Below are 22512 nucleotides of genomic sequence, written 5' to 3' on the forward strand. Positions count from 1 at the left end.
GAGCATCTGTCAACACAATTTTTCGATCGCGATCAAAATTATCGCGCGTTGCAGGTTCCGGGCATCAGGCGCCGATCGGCTCCGCACGCTTTGCCGCGAAATTCCAGCGCAGCGCTTCACCCGTCTCGACGCGGGCGGGCAGCAAACCGGCCGCGAGGAACGTATCGGCGATCTTCTGCTGTTCACCGAAGTTCTGCGTGGCCACGGTGCGCACGAGATAGCTGCGTCGCGCGTTCGCGCGCTCGATCGTCTTCGCGTCGAGTCCCCAGATCGGGGCGAGGGTATTGGCGGCCTCCTGCTGATGTTCGCGCAGCCAGGTGCCGGCTTGCGACAACTGGTCGAACACGATCTGGATGACGTCGGGGCGCGCGGCGGCAAAGCTGCTCGACGCAAGGTAATAGCGTTGGTACGACGCAAGCCCGTCGCCGTCGGCCAGAATCCGCACGTCGGGATTCGCGTCGACCGATGCGACATACGGGTCCCACGTGATCCATGCATCGACGCTGCCGCGCTCGAACGCCGCGCGGCCGTCGGCCGGCGTCAGGTAGTGGATTGCGGCGTCGGCGGGGGTGAGCTTTGCGCGCGCGAGTGCGGCAAGCAGCAGGTAGTGGCTGCCGGCTGCCTTCGTGACGGCGATGCGCTTGCCCTTGAGATCGGCGAGCGTGCGCAGCGCGCTGTCGCGCTTGACGATGATGGCCTGCGCTTTCGGTGACGGCGCTTCCTGCGCGACGTATACGAAGCGCGCATGCGCGGCCTGCGCGAAGACGGGAACGGTGTCGGCCACGTCGGCACTGAAATCGACCGCGCCGACGTTGAGCGCTTCGGTCAGCGGCAAGCCGCTCGCGAATTCATGCCACGACACGCGCAGGCCGAGCGTCGCAAGCGACTGCTCCAGCGTGCCGCGCGTCTTGAGCAGCGTAATGAGCGTCGACGATTTCTGGTATCCGATGCGCAACGTGGAGGGCGCGTTCTCGGCGTGCGTCCGGATGCCGGCGACGCTCAGGCCGGCGGCCAGCATCGCGCGCGCGAACGCGCGGCGGTTCATCGACGTCATGGGGTGGTTCCTCGTCGGGTTCGTTGAAAGCGAGGCGGCTAACGTACCAACGGGGAGGGCAATCGATAACCGATTAATTCTGCTATCGATCGGAGTGGCGGGCATATGGCGCGGCACAGTACGCGCAATGTGCGGCCGGAAATGAAAAAAGGCCGGCTAGAAGCCGACCTTTTCAAAAAACAGATGGTGCCCAGGAGAGGACTCGGTCACACGAGCGCGACCCCGGCTGCGCTTGCAAGCGCAGCCTTTCGAGTCCTCGCGCAAAGCGCGCAGGCGCTTTGCTTCCTGGGCCTGAAAAAGAAAAAAGGGCGGCAGAAGCCGACCTTTTTTAAATAAGTGGTGCCCAGGAGAGGACTCGAACCTCCACGATGTTGCCACCGCTAGGACCTGAACCTAGTGCGTCTACCAATTCCGCCACCTGGGCACGTTTTGCAGTAGCTGCTTGCTGCAAAGAAGCGAAATTATAGCGCCCCAATTAATCGTGTCAACACTTTTTTGCGATGCACCGCAAACCGGTCGCCGCGGCGCCTGCACGCGGCATTCGCGTCATTTGGCGGCACAGGCGGGTGATAGAATGATCCGCCGCCGTCACTATAGAACTGTCTGACGGACACTTCTATGTTGATGCCGTGCACCATCAGTCAACGCAACGAGAACAATCATCGACAAACCCTTGAGCAAATATCCGTACCCCATTCCGAGCCGTGAAGAAATTCTCGGCGTGCTGCGTACGAGCGACGCGCCGCTGGCAGCCAACGACATCGCCGAAGCGCTGTCGATCAAGCGTCAGGAGCGCGAGGGGTTCTTCCGGCGTGTCGCCGCGATGGAACGCGACGGCCAGATCCGCCTCGACAAGCGCGGCCACTACCAGCTCACCCATCCGTCGAACTTCGTTGCCGGCCGCGTGCAGGGCCATCGCGACGGCTACGGGTTCGTGATCCGCGACGACGGCCAGGACGACCTGTTCCTGCCGAACGGCGAAATGCAGAAGGTCATGCACAACGACCGCGTGCTCGCGCGGATCGTCGGCTACGATCGCCGCGGCCGGCCGGAAGGGCACGTCGTCGAAGTCACCGAGCGCGCGAACAAGCGCGTGATCGGCCGCCTGCTCAACGAGAACGGCGCGCTGATCGTCGCCCCCGAAGACAAGCGCATCGGCCACGACATCCTGATCACGCAGAACGTGAAGAAGGCGAAGGTCGGGCAGGTCGTCGTCGTCGAACTGACCGACTTCCCGAGCCGCCATTCGCAGCCGCTCGGCCGCGTCGTCGAAGTGCTCGGCGACATCGACGATCCGGGCATGGAAATCGAGATCGCCGTGCGCAAGTACGGCGTGCCGCACGAATTCAGCCAGCCGGCGCTCGACGAAGCCGCCGCGCTGCCGGACAAGGTGCGGCCGACCGACCTGCGCTTCCGCGTCGACCTGCGCGACGTGCCGCTCGTGACGATCGACGGCGAGGATGCCCGCGACTTCGACGATGCCGTCTACTGCGAGCCGACCAAGGTCGGCCGCGGCGACGGCTTCCGCCTGATCGTCGCGATCGCCGACGTGTCGCACTACGTGCAGCCGGGCAGCGGGCTCGATGCCGACGCACTCGAGCGCAGTACGTCGGTCTACTTCCCGCGCCGCGTGATCCCGATGCTGCCGGAGAAGCTGTCGAACGGCCTCTGTTCGCTGAACCCGCAGGTCGATCGCTGCGTGCTCGCATGCGACATGGTGATTACCGCGCGCGGTGAGATCAAGGCGTACCAGTTCTATCCGGCCGTGATCCATTCGGCCGCGCGCCTCACGTACACCGAAGTCGCGGCCGTGCTGTCGAACACGAAGGGGCCGGAGGCCGCGCGCCGCGCGGACCTGCTGCCGCACCTGCAGGATCTGTACGGCGTCTACAAGGCGCTGTTCGCCGCACGCCAGAAGCGCGGCGCGATCGACTTCGACACGACCGAGACCTACATCGTCTGCAACTCGCAAGGCAAGATCGAGCAGATCGTCCCGCGTCAGCGCAACGATGCGCACAAGCTGATCGAGGAATGCATGCTGGCCGCGAACGTGTGCGCGGCCGATTTCCTGAAGCGCCACAAGCACCCGGGCCTGTACCGCGTGCACGCGGGGCCGACGCCGGAGAAGCTCGAGAACCTGCGCGCGTTCCTGCGCGGCATGGGCCTCTCGCTCGGCGGCGGCGACAAGCCGCATGCGAGCGACTACGCGGCGCTGATGGCGCAGATCCGCGACCGGCCCGACGCGCAGATGCTGCAGCCGATGCTGCTGCGCTCGATGCAGCAGGCCGTCTACAGCCCGGACAACATCGGCCACTTCGGTCTCGCGTACGAGGCGTACGCGCACTTCACGAGCCCGATCCGCCGCTATCCCGACCTGCTCACGCACCGCGCGATCTACGCGATCCTGTCCGGCAAGAAGTACGTGCCGAAGGCGCCGGACGGCTTCGAGCTGAACACCGCGCTGTCGCCGCGCGCCCGCGCGATGCAGCAGGCCGACGACGAAGCGCGCGGCCGTTCGCGCTCGAACACGGCGATCTGGGAAGAACTCGGCCTGCACTGCTCGGCGAACGAGCGCCGTGCCGACGAAGCGTCGCGCGACGTCGAGGCCTGGCTCAAGTGCTACTTCATGCGCGACAAGCTCGGCGAGGAGTACGGCGGGATGGTGAACGGCGTCACGTCGTTCGGCATCTTCGTGCAGCTCGATACGCTGTTCATCGAAGGGCTCGTGCACGTCACGGAACTCGGCTCGGACTACTTCCAGTACGACGAGATCAAGAACGAGCTGCGCGGCGAGCGCACGGGCATCCGTTATCGCCTGTCGGATCGCGTGCGCGTGCAGGTGAGCCGCGTCGATCTCGACGCACGCAAGATCGACTTCCGCCTCGTGCGCGACACGCCGGTGAAGGCGCCGCGTCCGGCACCGGCGCCGGCGGTCGCCGGCAACGGTAACGACCGCGGCGGCCCGCGCGTGCGCGCGTTGCCGCCGGTGGAGGACGCCGCGCCGCGCCGCAAGAAGGCGGCCAGCGCACCGACCGTTGCGGTGAAGGAAGCGCGTGCCGCACGTGCCGCGAAGAAGAAGGGCGGTGCGGCGGCGAAGACGGCCGCGAAGAAGGTGCACGCCCGCAAGAAGTATTGAGCGTTCGGGGCGGCGCACGCGCACGCCCTTGCAGTATCGAGAGACGCCGCGCTTGACCGGTCACCGGCCGGCAACGCGGCGCTTTCCTTTTCCATGGATCGCGGCTGCGCACGTCGCGCGGCCGCACGTTTGATCGAAGGTTGTTCCAGTCATGTCTCGTCTGAAGGTTCTTTACGGTTTTCATGCGGTGACCGCACGTTTGCGGCACGATGCGTCGACGGTTGCGGAGGTGCTGTACGACCAGACGCGCCGCGACCGCCGCATGCAGGACTTCCTGCACACCGCGAAGGAAGCGGGCGTGCGGCTGATTGCGGCCGATGAAACCCGCCTGTGGGGCCTCGCGCATACCGAGCGCCACCAGGGCGTCGTGGCGCGCGTCGAGGATGTTCCGCTCGCACAGAACCTGTCCGAGCTGCTCGACGGCATCCAGGGCCCGGCGCTGCTGCTGGTACTCGACGGCGTCACCGATCCGCACAACCTCGGCGCATGCCTGCGTGTCGCCGATTCGGCCGGCGCACATGCGGTGATCGCGCCGCGCGACCGCGCGGTCGGCCTGAACGCGACCGCGGCGAAGGTCGCGAGCGGCGCGGCCGACACGGTGCCGTACATCACGGTCACGAACCTCGCCCGCGCGCTGCGCGAGCTGAAGGACGCGGGCGTGTGGGTCATCGGTACGTCGGACGAGGCGTCGGGCACGCTGTACGACACGAAGCTCGACGGTCCCGTCGCCATCGTGATGGGTGCGGAAGGCGAAGGCATGCGCCGGCTCACGCGCGATACCTGCGACGAAGTGATGAGCATCCCGATGGCCGGCAGCGTGGAAAGCCTGAACGTGTCGGTCGCGAGCGGCGTGTGCCTGTATGAAGCGGTGCGGCAGCGGCGCGTGAAGGGCTGATACACGGGCTGACGCGCGCGATCTCGCGCGCTGCGCGGGCCGTCACGACCCGCACGACGCGTGCCGCGACTGCGCGCGGCACGCGCCTCCCGGAACTCGCGAACATGACCCTGTTTCGCCTCGGCGCATCGTGCGCCATCCTCGGCCTGCTGGCCGCCTGCACGTCGCCGTCACTGGTCGGGCGCGGCACGTACTACGCCGACACGAGCCTGCACGCACGCGGCGCCGATTCGCGGATCCGCTTTCTCGTGATGCATTACACCGAAAGCGACGAAGCGAAATCGCTGCGCACGCTGACGGGCGATTCGGTCAGCGCGCACTACGTCGTGCCGCCGCAACCGCGCATCGAACGCGGGATGCCGGTGGTCTACCAACTCGTGCCCGAATCGGAACGCGCATGGCAGGCGGGCATCAGCGAATGGCAGGGCACGACCGAGCTCAACGCAGCGTCGATCGGCATCGAGAACGTGAATCGCGGCCCGCTCGATCCGCAAAACCGCACGTGGCAGCCGTATCCGCCCGAACAGGTCGATGCGCTGATCCGTCTGTCGAAAGATGTCGTCGCGCGCTACCGGATTCCGCCGACGCGCGTGGTCGGGCACAGCGACATCGCGCCGCAACGCAAGATCGATCCGGGGCCGCTGTTTCCGTGGCATGCGCTCGCGCAAGCCGGTGTCGGCGCGTGGCCGGACGATGCGACCGTGGCCGCCCGGCTCGGCGGCCGCGATCCGCACGCGCTCGTCGACGTGCGCGAACTGCAGCTGAAGCTCGCGCGCTACGGCTACGACGTGCCGGCCGACGGCGTACTCGACACCCGCACGCGACGCGTGTTCGCGGCGTTCCAGATGCATTTCCGGCCGGCCGACTATGCGGGCGATCCGGACGCCGAAACCGATGCGATCGCACAGGCGCTGCTCGACAAGTATTTCTCCGCCACGCCGCCGGCGGGCGACGCATCCGCCACCGGCGCGCCGTGATCGCCGGCGTGCCCGGCGCTGATCGCAGCGCCGGCACCCCACCGAAAATGCCCGGGTCGTCTCCCGAGTCCGGTAAACTGGCGGTTTTCCGCAATCCCGCTGTATTCCCACCCCCATGACTCAAGACGAACTCAAACGCCTGGTCGGCCAGGCGGCCGCCGATTATGTGATCCAGAACGTGCCGGAAGGCGCCGTGATCGGCGTCGGCACCGGCTCGACCGCCAACTGCTTCATCGACGCGCTCGCGGCCGTCAAGTCGCGCTATCGCGGCGCCGTGTCGAGCTCCATCGCGACCACCGAACGCCTGAAATCGCACGGTATCAAGGTGTTCGACCTGAACGAGGTCGAATCGCTGCAGGTGTACGTCGACGGTGCCGACGAGATCGACGCAAGCGGTGCAATGATCAAGGGCGGCGGTGGCGCATTGACGCGCGAAAAGATCGTCGCGTCGGTGGCCGATACGTTCGTCTGCATCGCGGACGGCAGCAAGCGCGTGCCGGTGCTCGGTGCATTCCCGCTGCCGATCGAGGTCGTGCCGATGGCACGCACGGCGATCGGCCGGCGCGTGACCGCGCTGGGCGGCGTGCCGGTGCTGCGCGTGACGAAGGACGGCGCGCCGTACATCACCGACAACGGCAACGAGATCATCGACGTCAAGGGGTTGCAAATCACCGATCCGCGCGGTTTCGAGGCGCAGGTCAACGCATGGCCGGGCGTCGTGACGGTCGGCCTGTTCGCCGCGCGCGGCGCGAATCTGTGCCTGCTCGGCACGGCAAGCGGCGTTGAAACGATCGTTTATCCCGATTAATCGAAACTGAATGAGAAGCAGTCCGTAATGGCATCCGGATGCCGTAATGGATTGCATGTTCAAAGTTCGTGGAAAGCCCGGCCCGGCAAGCGCAGCGCGCTTTCCGGGCTTTTTTTGAAGCCTTATAAATCAACCGCATCAAAAAGAGGGATAACCCTGTCAGGTGTTTACCAGATAGCGAAATATCCCCGAACTCATCAACTTATAGATCATAAGAACAGTCGTAACCAGGGCCGGCGGAACTGCGGAGCAGGTGTTCGCAAATCGACGCACGGGGAGGTGTCATGGAGCAGGGCAAAGACCGGTCACTGGTCGCCAAAGTGATGGATGGGCTTGTCGCAGGTATCGTCGAGGACAAGTACGGCGGCATTCTGCCGCCGCAGGATGTGCTGTCGAAAGAGTTCGACGTGAGTCGCACGGTGATGCGCGAAGCATTGTCGATGTTGCTCGCGCGCGACATGCTCGACGTGCGTCCGAAAGTCGGTACGCGCGTTCGGCCGATGCGCGACTGGCGCATGATCGATGAAGACGTGGTGAGCTGGCGGTTTCGTGCGAAGCCGGATCCGCAGTTCATGCGCGACGTCATCGAATTCCGGATGCTGATCGAACCGCGCGCGACCGCGCAGGCGGCGGTCCGTGCGACGGCGGCCGACATCGCGGGCATCCGCGAGGCGTTCGAAGCGTTCAAGGTGTTGCAACCGGGCGACCCCGGTTACGACACGGCGGACGAACTGCTGCACACGCGAATCGTCCAGGCGAGCGGCAACCAGTTCTTCCAGCAGATGGCGGCGATCGTGCGCGGCGCTGTGCGGCTCGTGAATCCGCGCGTCGCGCAGAAGGACGGTGCGCACGACATCGCGGTGAAGGCGCATGCGCGCGTCGTCGATGCGATCGAACGCCGCGATCCGCGCGAAGCCGAGGCGGCGTCGCTCGCCCTGATCGATTTCAGCGCCGACGAGATCTCGCGCGATTTCTCCGTCGACGTGCCGGTGCGCGCCTGAATCGGCGCGCGTCGCTTATCCCTGTGCCGGCGAGCCGTTTATCATGACGGCCGGCCGGCAGCGTGCCGGCCACCGTCATACGACCGACACGGAAGATCCGGATGAACGAATTCGACAACCGCCCGGTGCGTTTCGGCATCGTCGGCGCAGGCAGCATCGCACGCCGTTTCGCGCAAAGCCTCGCGCACGTGCCGGGTGCCACGCTCGCCGGCGTGTGGGCGCGCCGCGCCGATGCGGCAACCGCTTTCTGCGACAGCTGCGGCGGCACGCCTGCCGCCAGCCTCGACGCGCTCCTCGCGAGCGACATCGACGCGATCTATATCGCGACCCTCCACGACAGTCACGCGCACTACGCGCAAGCGGCGCTCGCCGCCGGCAAGGCCGTGCTGTGCGAAAAACCCGCGACGCTGAACGCGACGCAGCTCGATGCCGTGCTGGATGCGGCACGCACGGCCGGCCGGCTCTTCATGGAAGCGATGAAGCCGCCGTTCTTTCCGTTGTATCGTCGGTTGCGCGCGCATCTGCATGACGATCCGATCGGCGAGATCAGGCTCGTGCGCGCGGGCTGCGCGTCGTCGTCGGTGCCGGACGATCATTCCGTCTATCGGCTCGACCGCGCCGGCGGCGCGCTGCTCGACATCGGGATCTACGAAGCGTTTCTCGCGGTCGACTGGCTTGGCGCGGCAGTCGACGTGCAGACGCTCGGCCGCATCGGCGCAACGGGCGTCGACGTGTTCGCGAGCCTGAACAGCCGCCACGCGAACGGCGGCATCGCGCAGCTCTTTTGCGGGCTCGACGTGATGGGGCGCGGCGATGCGCTGATCGCCGCGGCAGGCGGGCACGTGACGATTCACGAGAAGTGGTGGAACCCCGCGCGGGCGACGATCCGCTATGCGGACGGGCGCACGGTCGAACTCGACGCGCCGGTCGACGGCGGCGGCCTGAACTACGAGACCGCGCATTTCTGCGACCTGCTGCGCGCGGGCGAACTCGAGAGCCCGATCATGACGCACGACCATTCGCGGCGCATGATCGCGATGACCGATGCGGCACGCGCGGCGCTCGGCGTGCGCTATTCGGGCGAGTAGGCGGGAAGGACGGGAAGGCGGGGCCGGGCGCGCATCCGCGGCCCGGCGGGAGAGGCGACGTGCTCAGTGCCGCGCGGGCAGCGACAGGCGCTTTTCGTACCAGCGCTGGACCCATTCGAGGATCTGGCACAGCACCCAGTAGATCGCGGCGGCGGCCAGGTACAGCGGCAACGGCTGGTAGGTCGCCGCGATCACTTCCTGCGCGCTGCGCAGCAGTTCGGTCACGGTGATGACGGACACGAGCGACGTGTCCTTGATCAGGCTGATCAGGCTGTTCGACAGGCTCGGCACCGCGATGCGCAGCGCCTGCGGGCCGATCACGTAGCGCAGCGTCTGCCCCCACGACAGCCCGAGGCTGTAGGCGGCCAGCCATTGGCCGCGCGCGATCCCGTTGATCGCGCCGCGCATGCTTTCGGACATGTAAGCGGCCACGTTCGCGGAGAGCGCGATCACGCCGGCCGGTGTCGGGTCGAGCGAGATGCCGAGGCTCGGCAGTCCGTAATAGATGACGAAGATCTGCACGAGCAGCGGCGTGCCGCGCATCAGGCTCACGTAGGCGCGCGCGAGCCCAGCGAGCGCGTTGACCCAGATGCGTTCGAAGCCGTCGAGCGGTTCGCTTTGCCGGATGCCCATCATCGCGAGCACGACGGCGCCGAGCAGGCCGAACACCATCGACAGCACGGCGAACTTGACGGTCAGTACGGCACCCTGGGCGAGCACCGGCAGCGATTGGACGAGCAGGGACGTTGTCGACATGGAATACGAATCGAATGCGTGCGCGAAAGCGCAATCATAAACCGGACCGATAAAACAAAGGGCGGCATCGTTTCGGATGCCGCCCTTTCCGGCCCGCCTTCAGGCGGGAAGCAGAGGCGTGCTTACTTGACCGGCTTCGTCACGTCGATGCCGAACCACTTGTCCGAGATCTTCGTGAACGTGCCGTCGGCCTCGAGTTGCGCCATCGCGTCGTCGATCGCCTTCTGGAACTTCGGGTTGCCCTTCTTGAACGGGATGCCCGACGGATTCGCCGAGCCGACGTTCGCGCCCGGGCGCAGCGGCAGTTGCGAGTTCTTCGTCAGGTACGCGAGCATCAGGCGGTCGTTGAGCGCCGCGTCGAGACGGCCGGCCGCGAGGTCGCGCAGGTACTCGGGCGCGCCCGGGTACGTCTTCACGTCGATGCCGGGCACCGACTTCGCCATGTCCATGTAGTTCGTGCCGAGCGCGACGCCGAGCTTCTTGCCCTTCAGGTCGTCGAGCGACTTGAACTGGCGCGTGTCGTCCTTGCGCTGGATCAGCTGGGCGGACGAATAGGTGTACGCGGGCGAGAAGTCGAGCGTTTCCTTGCGCTTGTCGGTGATGCCGACCTGGTTGGCGATCACGTCGAACTTGCCGGCCTGCAGGCCCGCGATGATGCCGCTCCATTCGGTCGTGACGAACTCGGCCTTCACGCCGAGCTTCGCGGCGATGGCATTCGCGATGTCGACGTCGAAGCCGACGAGTTCGCCTTGCGGATTCTTCGAGTTGAACGGCGGGAACGTGCCTTCGAGGCCGACGCGCAGCGTGCCGCGTTGTTTCACCTGGTCGAGGAGGTCGGCCGCCTGCGCGGTGGCGGCGGCGAACGACGTACCGATCAGGCCGGCGACCAGCAGCTTCTTCAGCAGCGAAATTTTCATCGTGTGAGCTTCCTTGCCCCAACGGGGCGCTTGATTCTGACTGTGGGGTTGATCATAGCAAAAATACAATCGACCATTAAATATCGTTTGTTTATGGCTATATTACGCGGCGCGTTCGCGCGCGATCGCCTTCACGCACTCGGCGACGAGCGCGGGGCCGCGATAGATGAAGCCCGTGTACAGCTGGACGAGCGACGCGCCGGCCGCGAGCTTCGCGCGCGCGTCCTCGCCCGAGAAGATGCCGCCGACGCCGATGATCGGCACCGCGCTGCCGACTTCCGCATGCAGCTTGCGAATCACTTCGTTGGACGCATCGAACACCGGACGGCCCGACAGGCCGCCGGCTTCGTCGGCGTGCGGCAGGCCCTGCACGGCCGCACGCGACAGCGTCGTGTTGGTGGCGATGACCGCCTCGATCTTGTGGCGCAGCAGCGTGTCGGCGATTTCCTTGACCTGTTCGTCGTCGAGATCGGGCGCGATCTTCAGCGCGAGCGGCACGAGCTTGCCGTGCAGGTCGGCGAGGCGTTGCTGCTTGTCCTTCAGCGCGGCGAGCAGCGCGTCGAGTTCGCCCGCGCCCTGCAGCTGGCGCAGGTTCTTCGTGTTCGGCGACGAAATGTTGATCGTCACGTAGCTCGCGAACGGATACACGCGCTCGAGGCAGTAGAGATAGTCTTCCGCGGCGCGTTCGATCGGCGTGTCGGCGTTCTTGCCGATGTTCAGGCCGAGGATGCCGCGATAGCGGGCCGCCTGGACATTCTTCACGAACTGATCGACGCCGTGGTTGTTGAAGCCCATCCGGTTGATCAGCGCTTCCGCCTGCGGCAGGCGGAACATCCGCGGGCGCGGATTGCCCGGCTGCGGGCGCGGCGTGACCGTGCCGACCTCGATGAAGCCGAAGCCGAGCGCCGCGAGGCCGTCGATGGCCGCGCCGTCCTTGTCGAGGCCGGCGGCGAGGCCGACCGGGTTGCGGAACGTGAGCCCCATCACGGTGCGCGGCGCATCGGGCACGCGGGCCGACAGCGCGCAGGCGAGGCCCGTGCGGCCGGCCGCGCCGAGCGCGCGCAGCGTGAGGTGGTGAGCGTCTTCCGCATCCATCTTGAACAGGGATGCGCGGGCCAGCGGATAGAGGGAACTGAACACGGGAATTGGGCGGACGGCCGGAATGAATGACAACCCGTTATTTTACCGGGAGTTGCGCGGCAAGGGCGGGCTTCGCTTCGCATGCGCGGCCGGTGGCACCGCTTGTGCCGCGCGGCAACGCGTGCAAGGGCCGCAAGGTGCCCGTTGGAGGCGCGCCGCCGCGCCGCGGGATGGCCCGTCAGCCCGACCCGGAATGTCCGCCCGGCAGCGGCGCGCGGGCGAGTGCCGCGTCGACCGGCGGCAGGTCGACGCGATCCGGATCGAGTATTTTCCAGCGGCCGTCGAGCAACCCTTCGAGCGGATGGAAGTTGGCCTTGTAGGCCATCTTCGGGCTCTCGCGGATCCAGTAGCCGAGATACACGTACGGCAGGCCGAGGCTCTTCGCCTGCTCGATCTGCCACAGGATGTTGTACGTGCCGTAGCTCGTGTGCTGCTCGTCCGGCTCGAAGAACGTATAGACCGACGACAGTCCGTCGCCGAGGATGTCGATCATGCTGACCATGCGCAGCTTGCCGGGCTCGCCGCCCGGCGCGTCGAGGTCGCGGAATTCGACGAGGCGCGAATTGATCCGGCTCTGCAGCAGGAACTGCTCGTACTGGTCGCGGCTGTCGCGATCCATGCCGCCGCCCGCGTGGCGCGCCGACTGGTAGCGCATGTAGAGCGCGTAGTGCTCCTCGTCGTAGTGCAGCGGCGAGACCGTCGCGACGAGCGCGCGGTGCCGCTTCCACATCCGGCGCTGGGTGCGCGACGGCGTGAACGCGCCGACCGGCACGCGCACCGGCACGCAGGCACGGCAGCCGTCGCAGTACGGGCGATAGGTGAACACGCCCGAGCGCCGGAAGCCGGCCTTCACGAGTTCGGTATAGATGTCGGAATTGATCAGGTGGCTCGGCGTCGCGACTTGCGAGCGCGCGACGCGGCCGTCCAGATAGCTGCACGGATAGGGCGCCGTTGCATAGAATTGCAGCGCCGAAAGCGGTGAAAGCGGCAGCTCAGTCGGGTGAGTCATGGGCAGCTCTCGATGCAGGGAGGGAGTGCCGCGCTAGCGCTCGATCCCGGAGGGGGCGGCCGGTTCGGCAGGGCTCGTCAGCATGGCGAGCACACGCTTGTCGAACTGCCACGGAATCGGCGGTTCGGCTACCGCGCGGCGCACGTGAGCGACAAAGGCCTTGCGTGCGATCTCGCGGCCACCGAGCGACGCTAGATGCGACGTATTCTGCTGGCAGTCTATCATCTCCAGCCCCTGCTCGCGAAGGTGGGCGACGAGCGTCGCGAGCGCGATCTTCGACGCATCGGTGACATCCGCATACATCGATTCGCCGAAAAACATCCGCCCGAACGCGACGCCGTAGAGCCCGCCCACGCGTCGCCCGTCGTGCCACGCCTCGATGCTGTGCGCGTTGCCGGAACGGTAGAGCGACGAATACGCGTCGATGATCTCGGCCGTGATCCAGGTACCGCGCTGCCCGCGGCGCGGCGCTTGCGCACATGCGCGCATCACGCCCGGAAAGTCATGGTCGACGCGCACTTCCCACGCGGGGTCGCGCAGCACGCGCTTGAGCGTCTTGCGCAGCGACGGGGACACCTTGAATTCGGCCGGCGCGAGGATCATCCGCGGGTCGGGGCTCCACCACAGCACGGGCTGGCCGTCCGAATACCACGGGAAGATGCCGCGCAGGTAGGCCTCGATCAGGCGGGACGGCAGCAGGTCGGCGCTCGCGGCGAGCAGCCCCGGCGCGCCGGTCGCGGGGCCGAGCGCGCGTTCGACGGGCGGGAACGGATCGTCCGGGCCGAGCCAGGGGACCATTGGGCGCGGGCTCAGCCGTTGCGCAGCGAGCGGAAGATATCGCCGGTATGGACGCCGTAGTCGCCGGCGGCGCGATCGGCGAAGAAGAAGCGCAGCGTCTGGCTGACGGTCGGGAACGCGATCTCGTCCCACGGGATGTCGGCTTCGTCGAACAGCTTGACCTCGAGGCTTTCCTCGCCGGCCTCGTAAGCCGGATCGACGAGCCGCGCCAGATAGAACAGATGGACCTGGTGCACGTGCGGCACGTTGAGCAGCGTGAACAGGTTCTGAACCTCGACGCGTGCGCCGGCTTCCTCGAGCGTTTCGCGCGCGGCGGCCTCGGCCGTCGTCTCGCCCATTTCCATGAAGCCTGCCGGCAGCGTCCAGAAACCGTAGCGCGGTTCGATCGCGCGGCGGCACAGCAGCACCTGATCGCCCCAGACCGGCACCGTGCCGACCACGTTGCGCGGATTCTGGTAATGGATCGTGCCGCAGTGATCGCAAATGAAGCGCTCGCGGTTGTCGCCCGGAGGAATGCGCGCGATGACTTCGTGACCGCAGACGGAGCAGAATTTCATGTCGAGTGGAAGGGACGAGGTGATGCGAGTGTATCACCGGGGCGGGGCATTCTCGAACGCGAGCGCATGTGCGCGGCGTGCGGCGCGAAGCGCAACGTGCGAGGCGCGCAATCGCGCGCCGGAAAACAAAAAGCCCGGCGCGGAGCCGGGCTTTTTGCATGAATCGGGACGTTGGTTGCGGGGGTAGGATTTGAACCTACGACCTTCGGGTTATGAGCCCGACGAGCTGCCAGACTGCTCCACCCCGCGTCCGTCGAAGAAATGAATTATATGGACTAACCCGAATGCTTGCAAGCACTTTCTGACAATCGCGTTTCAAGCGCCGGCGGGACGCCGGCAGGGCCGGTACGCAGGCGCGTGCGCTAGAATCGAGCGGTTTGCTTGTGTCGTTCACGCCTGCAGCGGCGTCGCGCGCGATCGCGTCGGTGCCGTTGCAACACTCACTACTGCATCGACGGATTCATGGACATCGCTCACGATCTGCAATCGATCGGCGCGCAGGAACAGGCGCTCGTGTTTCCCCATTTCGACCCGGCTCGCGCCTGGGCGCTCGGCAACCGGATGCATGCGCTCGCGACGTCGCGCGGCCATGCGATCGCGATCGACATCGTCACGTTCGGCCAGCCGCTGTTCTATGCGGCGCTCGCCGGCGCGACGCCGGACAACGCCGACTGGGTACGCCGCAAGCGCAACGTCGTCGCGCACTTCCGCCGCAGTTCGTATGCGATCGGCCTGCGCATGCAGCAGGCCGGCGCCACGCTCGCCGACAAGCACGGGCTTGCGATCTCCGACTATTCGCCGCACGGCGGCGCGTTTCCGCTGACCGTCGCGGGGGCCGGCGTGATCGGCTCGATCACCACATCGGGGCTGCCGCAGCGCGCGGATCACGAGTTCGTCGTCGAAGCCCTGTGCGCCGAGCTCGGGCAGGACTATGCCGTGCTGGCACTTGCAAGGAGCTGAGCGATGCAGATTCCGGGTTACGCATGGCTCGCGATCGCGATCGTCGCGGAAGTGGTCGGCACGTCCGCGCTGCGCGCGGCGGACGGCTTCACGCGCTTCTGGCCGTCGGCGCTCGTCGTGGCCGGTTACGGCATCGCGTTCTACTGTCTGTCGCTCACGCTGCGCACGATGCCCGTCGGCATCATCTATGCGGTGTGGTCGGGGGCCGGCATCGTGCTGATCACGCTCGTCGCGATGCTGCTCTATCGCCAGGTGCCGGACCTGCCGGCCGTGATCGGCCTCGGGCTGATCGTCTCGGGCGTCGTGGTGCTGAACCTGTTCTCGAAGATGCAGGCGCACTGAGCGTGCGCTCGCGATACGCCGGATGGCTCACATGACCGATTCCACTGCCGCTTCCGCCGAAGCCGCCCAGCCCGACGTGCGCGCGTATGTCGCGAACCGCATCGGCTATCTCGAACTGAACCGGCCGAAGGCGCTGAATGCGCTGTCGGTGGGGATGATCCGACTGATGCAGCAGGCGCTCGATGCATGGCGCGACGACGCGGAGGTGGCGGCTGTCGTCGTGCACAGCCCGCATCCGCGCGCGTTCTGCGCGGGCGGCGACGTGCGCTTCTTCCACGCTGCGTGGCAGCGCGGCGATCGCGATGCGGTCGACACGTTCTTCATCGAGGAATACACGCTCAACCATACGATCTTCACCTATCCGAAACCGTACATCGCGTTGATGCACGGCGTCGTGATGGGCGGCGGCATGGGCATTTCGCAGGCGGCGCGGCATACGGGCGGCCTGCGTGTGGTCACCGATTCGACGAAGATGGCGATGCCCGAAACGCGCATCGGCCTGTTCCCGGACGTCGGGATGAGCTGGTTCCTCGCGCGCACGCCGGGCGCGCTCGGCCGCTATCTCGCGGTGACCGGCGCGACGCTCGACGCGGCCGGCGCACTGTATGCGCAGCTCGCCGACGTATACCTGCCTGACGCCGCGCTGCCGGCGCTGCTCGATACGCTACAGAGCGCGCGGATCGACAGCGGCGCGCAGGCCGTCGCGTGCGTGGCCGACGCGGCTGCCGCGCACAAGGTCGTGCCGACGCCCGACACGTCGGCGCTGGCCGACGCGCGCGCCGGGATCGACCGGCATTTCGCGCAGCCCGATATCGGCGCGATCCTGGCGTCGCTCGACGCCGAGCAGGATTGCGCGGCCATCGACGGATGGGTCGAGAAGGCGACCCACGCGATGCGCAGCCAGTTGTCGCCGCTGTCGATGGCCGTGTCGCTCGAAGTCGTCGAGCGCGCGCGCGGCGCGACGATGGCCGATTGCCTGCGGCGCGATCTCGACCTCACGCGTTCGACGTTCGCGCACGGCGACGTGATCGAAGGCGTGCGCGCGCTGATCGTCGACAAGGATCAACAGCCGGTCTGGCGTTTCAAGTCGACGGCCGATATCGACCGGGCCGACGTGCTCGCGATGTTCGACAGCCCGTGGACGTCCGACACGCATCCGCTGCGCAACCTGAAGGACTGACGCGCGCGGTATCGAAGCGAAAAGCAAAAAGGCCGCTTGCATGTGCAGGCGGCCTTTGCGTTTGCGGATGCCGATCCGGCTCGGCGGCAGGGCCGGGGCCTCGCCGCAAGCCGTGCGTCATTCGTCGCCGGCGTCGTCCGACATGAACGCGCGCATGAACACCAGCGCACCGAAACCCCACACCGCGTTCGCGGCGAAACCGGCGGCGAGCACCGGCATCATGTTGCCCGACGGCCAGATCCCGCGCAGCGGATCGATCGCGAACACGCGGGCGGCCGTCAGCACGATGCCGCCGAACACCAGTGAGCCGATCCACGGCGCTTCGCGCTCCGGCGACACGCGCAGCAGCCACGCCATCGGGATCGCGCAGCACGCGCTGATCAGCGCGTTCGCGACAAATTCAGGAATGCCGAGCGGCGCGAACGGTTGTGTGGAGAACCCGGCTGCGGCGATCAGGTCGGCCGTATGCAGCAGCGCGAGCGTCGCTTCGCGAAAGAAGAGGGCGGCCAGGAAGCCGGACAGGAACGGCAGGATGACTTTCTGCATCGATGAGCGTATTGCAGGCGCGGCCGGCCGGGGCCGGCCGCGCGAAGTTGTTCGGATAGGTGCGTCATTATAGGGCCCGGCCGATGCGATATTCGCTGGAGCGTCGTGCTAATCACGAAAGCGGAAAACCTAAGCTCAAAAAAATCGTTCCAAAGCCCTGCACCGATCCATAGACTGATTTCCCAGAAACAGCCGTGCAATCGCGTACTCGTCCGCGGCACGGCCTGACCGGCGAGCCATCCCGATTCGAATGCACACCATGCATGCGTCGCTGATTCGCGACGCGAGCAGGGCTTCGTTTTATCCAGATTCCGGCAAGGACAGTCAAGCAGGAGCAGCAGATGAATGTTTTCTGGTTTATTCCCACGCACGGCGACAGCCGTTATCTCGGCACCGCCGAAGGCGCGCGCGCCGCGGATTACGATTATTTCAAGCAGATCGCCGTCGCGGCCGACACGCTCGGCTACGAAGGCGTGCTGCTGCCGACCGGCCGTTCCTGCGAGGATGCGTGGGTCGTTGCGTCGAGCCTGATTCCGGCGACGCAGCGTCTGAAGTTCCTGGTCGCCGTGCGTCCCGGCATCGCATCGCCCGGTCTCGCGGCGCGGATGGCCGCGACGTTCGACCGCCTGTCGGGCGGCCGCCTGCTGATCAACGTCGTGACGGGCGGCGATGCCGCCGAACTCGAAGGCGACGGGCTGTTCGCGGATCACGATACGCGCTACGAAATCACCGACGACTTCCTGAACATCTGGCGCGGACTGCTGTCCGCCTCGCACGATAACGGCGGCTTCGACTACATCGGCAAGCACCTTCAGTCGAAGGGCGGCAAGGCGCTGTATCCGCCCGTGCAGCGCCCGCATCCGCCGCTGTGGTTCGGCGGATCGTCGCCGGCCGCGCACGCGATCGCCGCGGATCACATCGACACCTACCTGACCTGGGGCGAGCCGCCCGAGGCCGTCGCGAAGAAGATCGCCGACATCCGCGCCCGCGCCGAGGCGCGCGGCCGCAAGATCAAGTTCGGCATCCGCCTGCACGTGATCGTGCGCGAGACCGAGGACGAGGCGTGGCGCGATGCCGACCGCCTGATCAGCCGTCTCGATGACGAGACGATCGCCCGCGCGCAGCAGGCATTCGCGAACATGGATTCGGAAGGCCAGCGCCGGATGGCCGCGCTGCACGGCGGCAAGCGCGGCGGCCGCGAGGCGCTCGAGGTGTATCCGAACCTGTGGGCCGGTGTCGGTCTCGTGCGCGGCGGCGCGGGTACCGCGCTCGTCGGCAACCCCGAGCAGGTCGCGGAACGCATGCGCGAATACGCGGATCTCGGCATCGAGACGTTCATCCTGTCCGGCTATCCGCACCTCGAGGAGTCGTACCGCTTCGCCGAGCTCGTGTTCCCGCTGATCAAGGGCAAGGGCGCGGCGCGTCCGTCCGGCCCGCTGTCGGGGCCGTTCGGCGAGATCGTCGGCAACAACTACCTGCCGAAGGCGAGCCAGAGCTGAACGAAGGAGGCCTGCGATGACAACGAAAACGTCGACGACGGGTGCCGCCGTGGCCGCCCGCGCCTGGCGCGGCATCGCGCCGTGGCTCGTGCCGCTCGCGCTGCTGGCCGCATGGGAGGTCGGCGCGCGCGTCGGCTGGCTGTCGACCCGCGTGCTGCCCGAGCCGCTGGCGGTCGTGCGTGCCGCGTGGTCGCTCGTGACGTCGGGCGAGATGTGGGCGAACGTGAAGGTCAGTACCTGGCGCGCGCTGTTCGGCTTCGCGATCGGCGGCGGCGTGGGTCTCGCGCTCGGGCTCGCGACCGGCCTGTCGAAAGCGGCGGAGGTCGCGCTCGATTCGACGATCCAGATGATCCGCAACATCCCCGCGCTCGCGATGATTCCGCTCGTGATCCTGTGGTTCGGCATCGACGAGAAGGCGAAGCTGTTCCTCGTTTCGCTCGGCGTGTTCTTCCCGGTTTACATCAATACGTATCACGGGATCCGCTCGGTCGACGCGAACCTGATCGAGATGGCGAAGAGCTATGGCGTGCGCGGCTTCGCGCTGTATCGCGACGTGATCCTGCCCGGCGCATTGCCGTCGATTCTCGTCGGCGTGCGCTTCGCGCTCGGGCTGATGTGGGTGATGCTGATCGTCGCGGAAACGATCTCCGCGCAATCGGGCATCGGCTACATGACGATGAACGCGCGCGAATTCCTGCAAACCGATGTGGTGGTGGTCGGCATCCTGCTGTATGCGGTGCTCGGCAAGCTGGCCGACGTGCTGGCGAAATGGATCGAGCGCGTGACGCTGCGCTGGCACCCCGCTTATCAATCAGGAGCAAAGGCATGAATGCGACGACTTCGGCGGCCGCCTACGGCCCGCTCGCCGGCGCAGACCTCGAGGCCGAACTGGTACAGGCACGCGTGACGGACGACGACGCACGCGATGCGGCGATCGTCGATCGGGACGGCGGTGCATCCGTCGTTCCGCTCGCGCGGCGGCGCGCGGGCAGCCCGGCAGCCGACGACGCGGTGACGCTGTCGGGCGTCAGCAAGCGCTTCGGCACGCGCACCGTGCTCGACAACGTCGAACTCGGCATCGCGCGCGGCAGCTTCGTCGCGATCGTCGGCCGCAGCGGCTGCGGAAAATCCACGCTGCTGCGTCTCGTCGCGGGGCTCGAGGCGCCGAGCAGCGGTGCGCTCGTGACGCGCGGCGAGGGTGGCGGCACGCTCGACACCCGGATCATGTACCAGGATGCGCGACTGCTGCCGTGGAAGACCGTGCTGCAGAACGTGATGCTGGGCCTGGGCCGCGGGGCACGCGACCAGGCGCGCGCGGTGCTCGACGAAGTCGGGCTGCTCGAGCGCGCGAATGACTGGCCCGCCCAGCTGTCGGGCGGCCAGCGGCAGCGGGTCGCGCTCGCCCGCGCGCTCGTGCACCGGCCGCAATTGCTGCTGCTCGACGAGCCGCTCGGCGCGCTCGACGCGCTGACCCGCATCGAGATGCATGCGCTGATCGAGCGCTTGTGGCGCGAGCACCGGTTCACCGCGCTGCTCGTCACGCACGACGTGCAGGAAGCCGTCGCGCTCGGCGACCGGATCCTGCTGATCGAGCAAGGGCGCGTCGCCCTCGATCAGTCCGTTCCGCTCGACCGGCCGCGTGCGCGCGCGTCGGCCGCATTCGCGGCGCTGGAAGACCGTGTGCTGCAACGCGTACTCGCCGGTGGGCCGGGCGGGGGCGAGCAGGGTGCGGTGCCTGAGGTGGAGCACGTACGACCGGTCGGGCAGATTCGCTGGGCCGTATAAATCCGGGCGGCACCGGCCGCCCGTTCTCAGACTTTTTTCTTCGGAGCGATCAACCCGATGAGCATCACTGCAATCAACGTGCGTAACCAGTTCAAAGGCAAGGTGAAGGAGATCATTCGCGGGCCCGTGGTGTCCGAGGTCGACGTCGAGACGCCGTTCGGCATCGTCACGTCGGTAATCACGACGCGCTCGGTCGACGAACTCGAACTGAAGGTCGGCGCGGAAGTCGTCGCGCTCGTGAAATCCACCGAGGTGTCGATCGCGCGCCTTTGAGCGCGTTTCCGGTGCAGGGCGCCGCGGACGGGTCGTCTGGCCGTCCGCGGCGCCTCTGTTTCACGGTCGAGCGTTTGCCTCGGTATTCGGCGTCAGGACGAAGTGCTAGGATGGAACGACACCGACGCCGGAGGCCCACGCATGACCCCCATCCTTTCTCCCGAAGCCATCGTGGCGCTGAAGTGGATCGACCAGTTCGGCGACAGCCGGCCGGTCCCTGCCGCGTTCGACGACGTCGTCTATGCGTTGCTGAACGAAGGGCTGATCTACCAGGCGGCGGCCGACCGTGTCGACCTGACCGCCGATGGCAAATCCGTTTTGTCCAACGAATACGATTGAGCGCACGGCGCCGGCCGCCGCGGCGGCCTGGCGCCGTGTCGCCACGGAGCGAGCGATGGAACCGAGAGGCAGCGATCTCGGCGATTTCAGCGAGCCGTACCGCGGCTACGAGATCGAGGTGAAGACCGAGCAGGTGTGGGACGGCGAGCATGCGCACTACCGCGTGCTGCAGGGCTCGGCCGTGCGGATCGACTGGCGGCTCGTGAAAGTCGACGGGATGCTGCTGACCGAACGGCGCGTGATCGAGCGCGTACTTGACGAGGCGCGGCGGGCCGTCGACGTCGAACTGGGCGACGGCGGGCCGGTCTAGCCAGGCTGCCGGGCCGGCCTGGTCGCGTTGCGGTAAAATGCCGGGTTGTTTCCCGCGCCGCTTGCTGCCCCGAATTCCATGTCCGTACCGTCCTCGCTTCCTCCCCGCCGCGTTTCCGTGGCGCCCATGCTCGACTGGACCGACCGTCATTGCCGGTCGTTCCATCGCACGCTGACGCGCGACACGTGGCTGTATACGGAAATGATCACGACGGGCGCGCTGCTGTTCGGCGACGCCCAGCGGCATCTCGCGTTCACGCCGAACGAATCGCCGGTCGCGCTGCAACTGGGCGGCAGCGAACGGGACGATCTCGCGCGCGCCGCGAAACTCGGCGAGCAGTGGGGCTACGACGAGATCAACCTGAATTGCGGCTGTCCGTCCGAGCGCGTGCAGCGCGGCGCGTTCGGCGCGTGCCTGATGAACGAGCCGCAACTCGTTGCCGACTGCGTGAAGGCGATGCGCGATGCGGTGTCGGTGCCGGTCACGGTCAAGCACCGGATCGGTGTCGACGCGGTCGAGGATTATGCGTTCGTGCGGGACTTCGTCGGCACGGTGGCGGAGGCGGGCTGCGAAACGTTCGTGGTGCACGCGCGCAATGCGATCCTGAAGGGGCTGTCGCCGAAGGAGAACCGCGAGATCCCGCCGCTCAAGTACGACTATGCGTATCAACTGAAGCGCGATTTCCCGTCGCTGGAGATCGTGATCAACGGCGGGATCAAGACGCTCGACGAAGTCGCGCAGCATCTCGAGCACGTGGACGGCGTGATGCTCGGCCGCGAGGCTTATCACAACCCGTATGTGCTCGCGGGTGTCGATGCGCGCTTCTACGGCTCGACTGCGGCGGTGCCGACGCGCGAAGAGGCCGAGGCGAAACTGATCGAATACTGCGCGGCGGAACTGAAGCGCGGCACGTATCTCGGCGCGATCGTGCGGCATGCTCTCGGGCTCTATCGTGGCGTCGCGGGTGCGCGCGGCTGGCGTCGTGTGCTGTCCGACAACAAGAAGCTCGCGCGCGGCGATCTGGCCGTGTTCGACGAGGCGCGCACGCATCTGAACGACGCCGAAGAAATTTTTGAAAAAAATGCTTTGCAAGACGGAAAAGTCTTCGTATAATCTTGTTCTTCGCTGCTGAACACGAAACG

General features: G+C 66.8%; 25 protein-coding genes and 2 tRNA genes. 17 read left to right on the forward strand and 10 right to left on the reverse strand.

The genetic code is table 11. The annotated features are described in order from the left end of the window. Positions 1-64 precede the first annotated feature (64 nt). Positions 65-1054, reverse strand: coding sequence for an aliphatic sulfonate ABC transporter substrate-binding protein (locus tag U5A56_RS21795; RefSeq protein WP_321924501.1), 990 nt, complete (start codon positions 1052-1054; stop codon positions 65-67). A gap of 105 nt (positions 1055-1159) precedes the next feature. Between U5A56_RS21795 and U5A56_RS21800 the strand changes: the two genes are divergently transcribed. Next, positions 1160-1390 carry a hypothetical protein gene (locus U5A56_RS21800; protein WP_321924503.1) on the forward strand — a complete coding sequence of 77 codons (231 nt, stop codon included), beginning with the start codon at positions 1160-1162 and terminating at the stop codon, positions 1388-1390. Position 1391: 1 nt separating this feature from the next. Here U5A56_RS21800 and U5A56_RS21805 read toward each other — a convergent pair. Then, positions 1392-1478, reverse strand: a tRNA-Leu gene (locus tag U5A56_RS21805). 249 nt (positions 1479-1727) lie between these two features. Between U5A56_RS21805 and rnr the strand changes: the two genes are divergently transcribed. The 6 genes from rnr (at position 1728) to U5A56_RS21835 (ending at position 8959) form a co-directional block, all read left to right on the forward strand. Next, positions 1728-4190, forward strand: coding sequence for a ribonuclease R (gene rnr / locus U5A56_RS21810; protein WP_044845082.1), 2463 nt, complete (start codon positions 1728-1730; stop codon positions 4188-4190). A 151-nt stretch (positions 4191-4341) separates the two neighbouring features. Further along, entirely contained in the window at positions 4342-5085 is a 744-nt protein-coding gene (rlmB, locus tag U5A56_RS21815; RefSeq protein WP_321924505.1) for a 23S rRNA (guanosine(2251)-2'-O)-methyltransferase RlmB, read from the forward strand. A 104-nt stretch (positions 5086-5189) separates the two neighbouring features. Then, positions 5190-6062 carry an N-acetylmuramoyl-L-alanine amidase gene (locus tag U5A56_RS21820; RefSeq protein ID WP_044845080.1) on the forward strand — a complete coding sequence of 291 codons (873 nt, stop codon included), beginning with the start codon at positions 5190-5192 and terminating at the stop codon, positions 6060-6062. Between the two features lie 115 nt (positions 6063-6177). Continuing rightward, positions 6178-6870 (forward strand): ribose-5-phosphate isomerase RpiA, encoded by a 693-nt coding sequence (rpiA, locus tag U5A56_RS21825; RefSeq protein ID WP_321924508.1) that lies wholly within the window; start codon positions 6178-6180, stop codon positions 6868-6870. 284 nt (positions 6871-7154) lie between these two features. After that, on the forward strand, positions 7155-7871 hold the full coding sequence (locus U5A56_RS21830; protein WP_044845078.1) for a FadR/GntR family transcriptional regulator: 717 nt from the start codon (positions 7155-7157) through the stop codon (positions 7869-7871). A gap of 101 nt (positions 7872-7972) precedes the next feature. Beyond that, entirely contained in the window at positions 7973-8959 is a 987-nt protein-coding gene (locus tag U5A56_RS21835; protein WP_321924510.1) for a Gfo/Idh/MocA family oxidoreductase, read from the forward strand. Positions 8960-9022: 63 nt separating this feature from the next. Here U5A56_RS21835 and U5A56_RS21840 read toward each other — a convergent pair whose 3' ends face one another. The 7 genes from U5A56_RS21840 to U5A56_RS21870 form a co-directional block, all read right to left on the reverse strand. Then, complete coding sequence (locus U5A56_RS21840) at positions 9023-9715, reverse strand: amino acid ABC transporter permease (protein ID WP_044845076.1); 693 nt, start codon at positions 9713-9715, stop codon at positions 9023-9025. 122 nt (positions 9716-9837) lie between these two features. Further along, a complete protein-coding gene (locus tag U5A56_RS21845; protein ID WP_257773138.1) occupies positions 9838-10632 on the reverse strand; it encodes a cystine ABC transporter substrate-binding protein in 795 nt (264 codons plus the stop codon). A 102-nt stretch (positions 10633-10734) separates the two neighbouring features. Then, positions 10735-11772 carry a quinone-dependent dihydroorotate dehydrogenase gene (locus U5A56_RS21850; RefSeq protein WP_044845074.1) on the reverse strand — a complete coding sequence of 346 codons (1038 nt, stop codon included), beginning with the start codon at positions 11770-11772 and terminating at the stop codon, positions 10735-10737. A gap of 178 nt (positions 11773-11950) precedes the next feature. After that, complete coding sequence (locus U5A56_RS21855; protein ID WP_124522241.1) at positions 11951-12781, reverse strand: arginyltransferase; 831 nt, start codon at positions 12779-12781, stop codon at positions 11951-11953. Between the two features lie 33 nt (positions 12782-12814). Beyond that, a complete protein-coding gene (aat, locus tag U5A56_RS21860) occupies positions 12815-13579 on the reverse strand; it encodes a leucyl/phenylalanyl-tRNA--protein transferase (protein ID WP_044845072.1) in 765 nt (254 codons plus the stop codon). 11 nt (positions 13580-13590) lie between these two features. Continuing rightward, positions 13591-14136 (reverse strand): NUDIX hydrolase, encoded by a 546-nt coding sequence (locus U5A56_RS21865; protein WP_040144100.1) that lies wholly within the window; start codon positions 14134-14136, stop codon positions 13591-13593. A 172-nt stretch (positions 14137-14308) separates the two neighbouring features. Beyond that, positions 14309-14385 (reverse strand) — tRNA-Met (locus U5A56_RS21870). A gap of 213 nt (positions 14386-14598) precedes the next feature. On the opposite strand from U5A56_RS21870, the gene U5A56_RS21875 reads away from it, so the two are divergent. Genes U5A56_RS21875 through U5A56_RS21885 form a run of 3 tightly spaced genes read left to right on the forward strand, consistent with a single transcriptional unit; the run spans position 14599 to position 16618 of the window. Further along, entirely contained in the window at positions 14599-15096 is a 498-nt protein-coding gene (locus tag U5A56_RS21875) for a heme-degrading domain-containing protein (RefSeq protein ID WP_321924514.1), read from the forward strand. A gap of 3 nt (positions 15097-15099) precedes the next feature. After that, on the forward strand, positions 15100-15438 hold the full coding sequence (locus U5A56_RS21880) for a DMT family transporter (protein WP_044845070.1): 339 nt from the start codon (positions 15100-15102) through the stop codon (positions 15436-15438). Positions 15439-15469: 31 nt separating this feature from the next. Continuing rightward, positions 15470-16618, forward strand: coding sequence for an enoyl-CoA hydratase/isomerase family protein (locus U5A56_RS21885; protein WP_321924516.1), 1149 nt, complete (start codon positions 15470-15472; stop codon positions 16616-16618). Between the two features lie 117 nt (positions 16619-16735). Here the strand turns inward: U5A56_RS21885 and U5A56_RS21890 are convergent, their stop codons facing one another. Continuing rightward, the gene (locus U5A56_RS21890; protein WP_321924518.1) at positions 16736-17164 is read right to left on the reverse strand and encodes a hypothetical protein; all 429 of its coding nucleotides are present in this window, start codon (positions 17162-17164) and stop codon (positions 16736-16738) included. A 341-nt stretch (positions 17165-17505) separates the two neighbouring features. Between U5A56_RS21890 and ssuD the strand changes: the two genes are divergently transcribed. The 7 genes from ssuD to dusA all read left to right on the forward strand — a co-directional run bounded on the left by ssuD (position 17506) and on the right by dusA (position 22483). After that, positions 17506-18663 carry an FMNH2-dependent alkanesulfonate monooxygenase gene (gene ssuD, locus U5A56_RS21895; protein ID WP_044845067.1) on the forward strand — a complete coding sequence of 386 codons (1158 nt, stop codon included), beginning with the start codon at positions 17506-17508 and terminating at the stop codon, positions 18661-18663. Positions 18664-18679: 16 nt separating this feature from the next. Next, entirely contained in the window at positions 18680-19492 is an 813-nt protein-coding gene (gene ssuC, locus U5A56_RS21900; protein ID WP_044845066.1) for an aliphatic sulfonate ABC transporter permease SsuC, read from the forward strand. After that, positions 19489-20448 carry an ATP-binding cassette domain-containing protein gene (locus U5A56_RS21905; protein WP_124522225.1) on the forward strand — a complete coding sequence of 320 codons (960 nt, stop codon included), beginning with the start codon at positions 19489-19491 and terminating at the stop codon, positions 20446-20448. Before ssuC ends, U5A56_RS21905 begins: the two co-directional genes overlap by 4 nt. A gap of 57 nt (positions 20449-20505) precedes the next feature. Next, positions 20506-20721 (forward strand): TOBE domain-containing protein, encoded by a 216-nt coding sequence (locus U5A56_RS21910; protein ID WP_006400187.1) that lies wholly within the window; start codon positions 20506-20508, stop codon positions 20719-20721. 141 nt (positions 20722-20862) lie between these two features. After that, on the forward strand, positions 20863-21060 hold the full coding sequence (locus U5A56_RS21915) for a hypothetical protein (protein WP_044845064.1): 198 nt from the start codon (positions 20863-20865) through the stop codon (positions 21058-21060). Positions 21061-21115: 55 nt separating this feature from the next. Continuing rightward, entirely contained in the window at positions 21116-21370 is a 255-nt protein-coding gene (locus tag U5A56_RS21920) for a hypothetical protein (protein WP_124485687.1), read from the forward strand. A gap of 126 nt (positions 21371-21496) precedes the next feature. Next, complete coding sequence (dusA, locus tag U5A56_RS21925; RefSeq protein WP_044845062.1) at positions 21497-22483, forward strand: tRNA dihydrouridine(20/20a) synthase DusA; 987 nt, start codon at positions 21497-21499, stop codon at positions 22481-22483. Positions 22484-22512: the final 29 nt, after the last annotated feature.

It is taken from the genome of Burkholderia sp. BCC1998, from assembly GCF_905339875.1.
Classification (GTDB): domain Bacteria; phylum Pseudomonadota; class Gammaproteobacteria; order Burkholderiales; family Burkholderiaceae; genus Burkholderia.

Excerpts from the sequence above, each read along its gene's own strand:
- U5A56_RS21885 (WP_321924516.1), top strand. The coding sequence starts at position 15,470 with ATGACCGATTCCACTGCCGCTTCCGCCGAAGCCGCCCAGCCCGACGTG.
- U5A56_RS21865 (WP_040144100.1), bottom strand. The coding sequence starts at position 14,136 with ATGAAATTCTGCTCCGTCTGCGGTCACGAAGTCATCGCGCGCATTCCT.
- U5A56_RS21880 (WP_044845070.1), top strand. The coding sequence starts at position 15,100 with ATGCAGATTCCGGGTTACGCATGGCTCGCGATCGCGATCGTCGCGGAA.
- U5A56_RS21915 (WP_044845064.1), top strand. The coding sequence starts at position 20,863 with ATGACCCCCATCCTTTCTCCCGAAGCCATCGTGGCGCTGAAGTGGATC.
- U5A56_RS21820 (WP_044845080.1), top strand. The coding sequence starts at position 5,190 with ATGACCCTGTTTCGCCTCGGCGCATCGTGCGCCATCCTCGGCCTGCTG.
- U5A56_RS21835 (WP_321924510.1), top strand. The coding sequence starts at position 7,973 with ATGAACGAATTCGACAACCGCCCGGTGCGTTTCGGCATCGTCGGCGCA.
- U5A56_RS21795 (WP_321924501.1), bottom strand. The coding sequence starts at position 1,054 with ATGACGTCGATGAACCGCCGCGCGTTCGCGCGCGCGATGCTGGCCGCC.
- ssuD (WP_044845067.1), top strand. The coding sequence starts at position 17,506 with ATGAATGTTTTCTGGTTTATTCCCACGCACGGCGACAGCCGTTATCTC.
- U5A56_RS21905 (WP_124522225.1), top strand. The coding sequence starts at position 19,489 with ATGAATGCGACGACTTCGGCGGCCGCCTACGGCCCGCTCGCCGGCGCA.
- U5A56_RS21845 (WP_257773138.1), bottom strand. The coding sequence starts at position 10,632 with ATGAAAATTTCGCTGCTGAAGAAGCTGCTGGTCGCCGGCCTGATCGGT.
- U5A56_RS21875 (WP_321924514.1), top strand. The coding sequence starts at position 14,599 with ATGGACATCGCTCACGATCTGCAATCGATCGGCGCGCAGGAACAGGCG.
- ssuC (WP_044845066.1), top strand. The coding sequence starts at position 18,680 with ATGACAACGAAAACGTCGACGACGGGTGCCGCCGTGGCCGCCCGCGCC.
- U5A56_RS21800 (WP_321924503.1), top strand. The coding sequence starts at position 1,160 with ATGGCGCGGCACAGTACGCGCAATGTGCGGCCGGAAATGAAAAAAGGC.
- dusA (WP_044845062.1), top strand. The coding sequence starts at position 21,497 with ATGCTCGACTGGACCGACCGTCATTGCCGGTCGTTCCATCGCACGCTG.
- rlmB (WP_321924505.1), top strand. The coding sequence starts at position 4,342 with ATGTCTCGTCTGAAGGTTCTTTACGGTTTTCATGCGGTGACCGCACGT.
- rpiA (WP_321924508.1), top strand. The coding sequence starts at position 6,178 with ATGACTCAAGACGAACTCAAACGCCTGGTCGGCCAGGCGGCCGCCGAT.
- U5A56_RS21840 (WP_044845076.1), bottom strand. The coding sequence starts at position 9,715 with ATGTCGACAACGTCCCTGCTCGTCCAATCGCTGCCGGTGCTCGCCCAG.
- U5A56_RS21890 (WP_321924518.1), bottom strand. The coding sequence starts at position 17,164 with ATGCAGAAAGTCATCCTGCCGTTCCTGTCCGGCTTCCTGGCCGCCCTC.
- U5A56_RS21855 (WP_124522241.1), bottom strand. The coding sequence starts at position 12,781 with ATGACTCACCCGACTGAGCTGCCGCTTTCACCGCTTTCGGCGCTGCAA.
- U5A56_RS21830 (WP_044845078.1), top strand. The coding sequence starts at position 7,155 with ATGGAGCAGGGCAAAGACCGGTCACTGGTCGCCAAAGTGATGGATGGG.
- aat (WP_044845072.1), bottom strand. The coding sequence starts at position 13,579 with ATGGTCCCCTGGCTCGGCCCGGACGATCCGTTCCCGCCCGTCGAACGC.
- U5A56_RS21910 (WP_006400187.1), top strand. The coding sequence starts at position 20,506 with ATGAGCATCACTGCAATCAACGTGCGTAACCAGTTCAAAGGCAAGGTG.
- U5A56_RS21920 (WP_124485687.1), top strand. The coding sequence starts at position 21,116 with ATGGAACCGAGAGGCAGCGATCTCGGCGATTTCAGCGAGCCGTACCGC.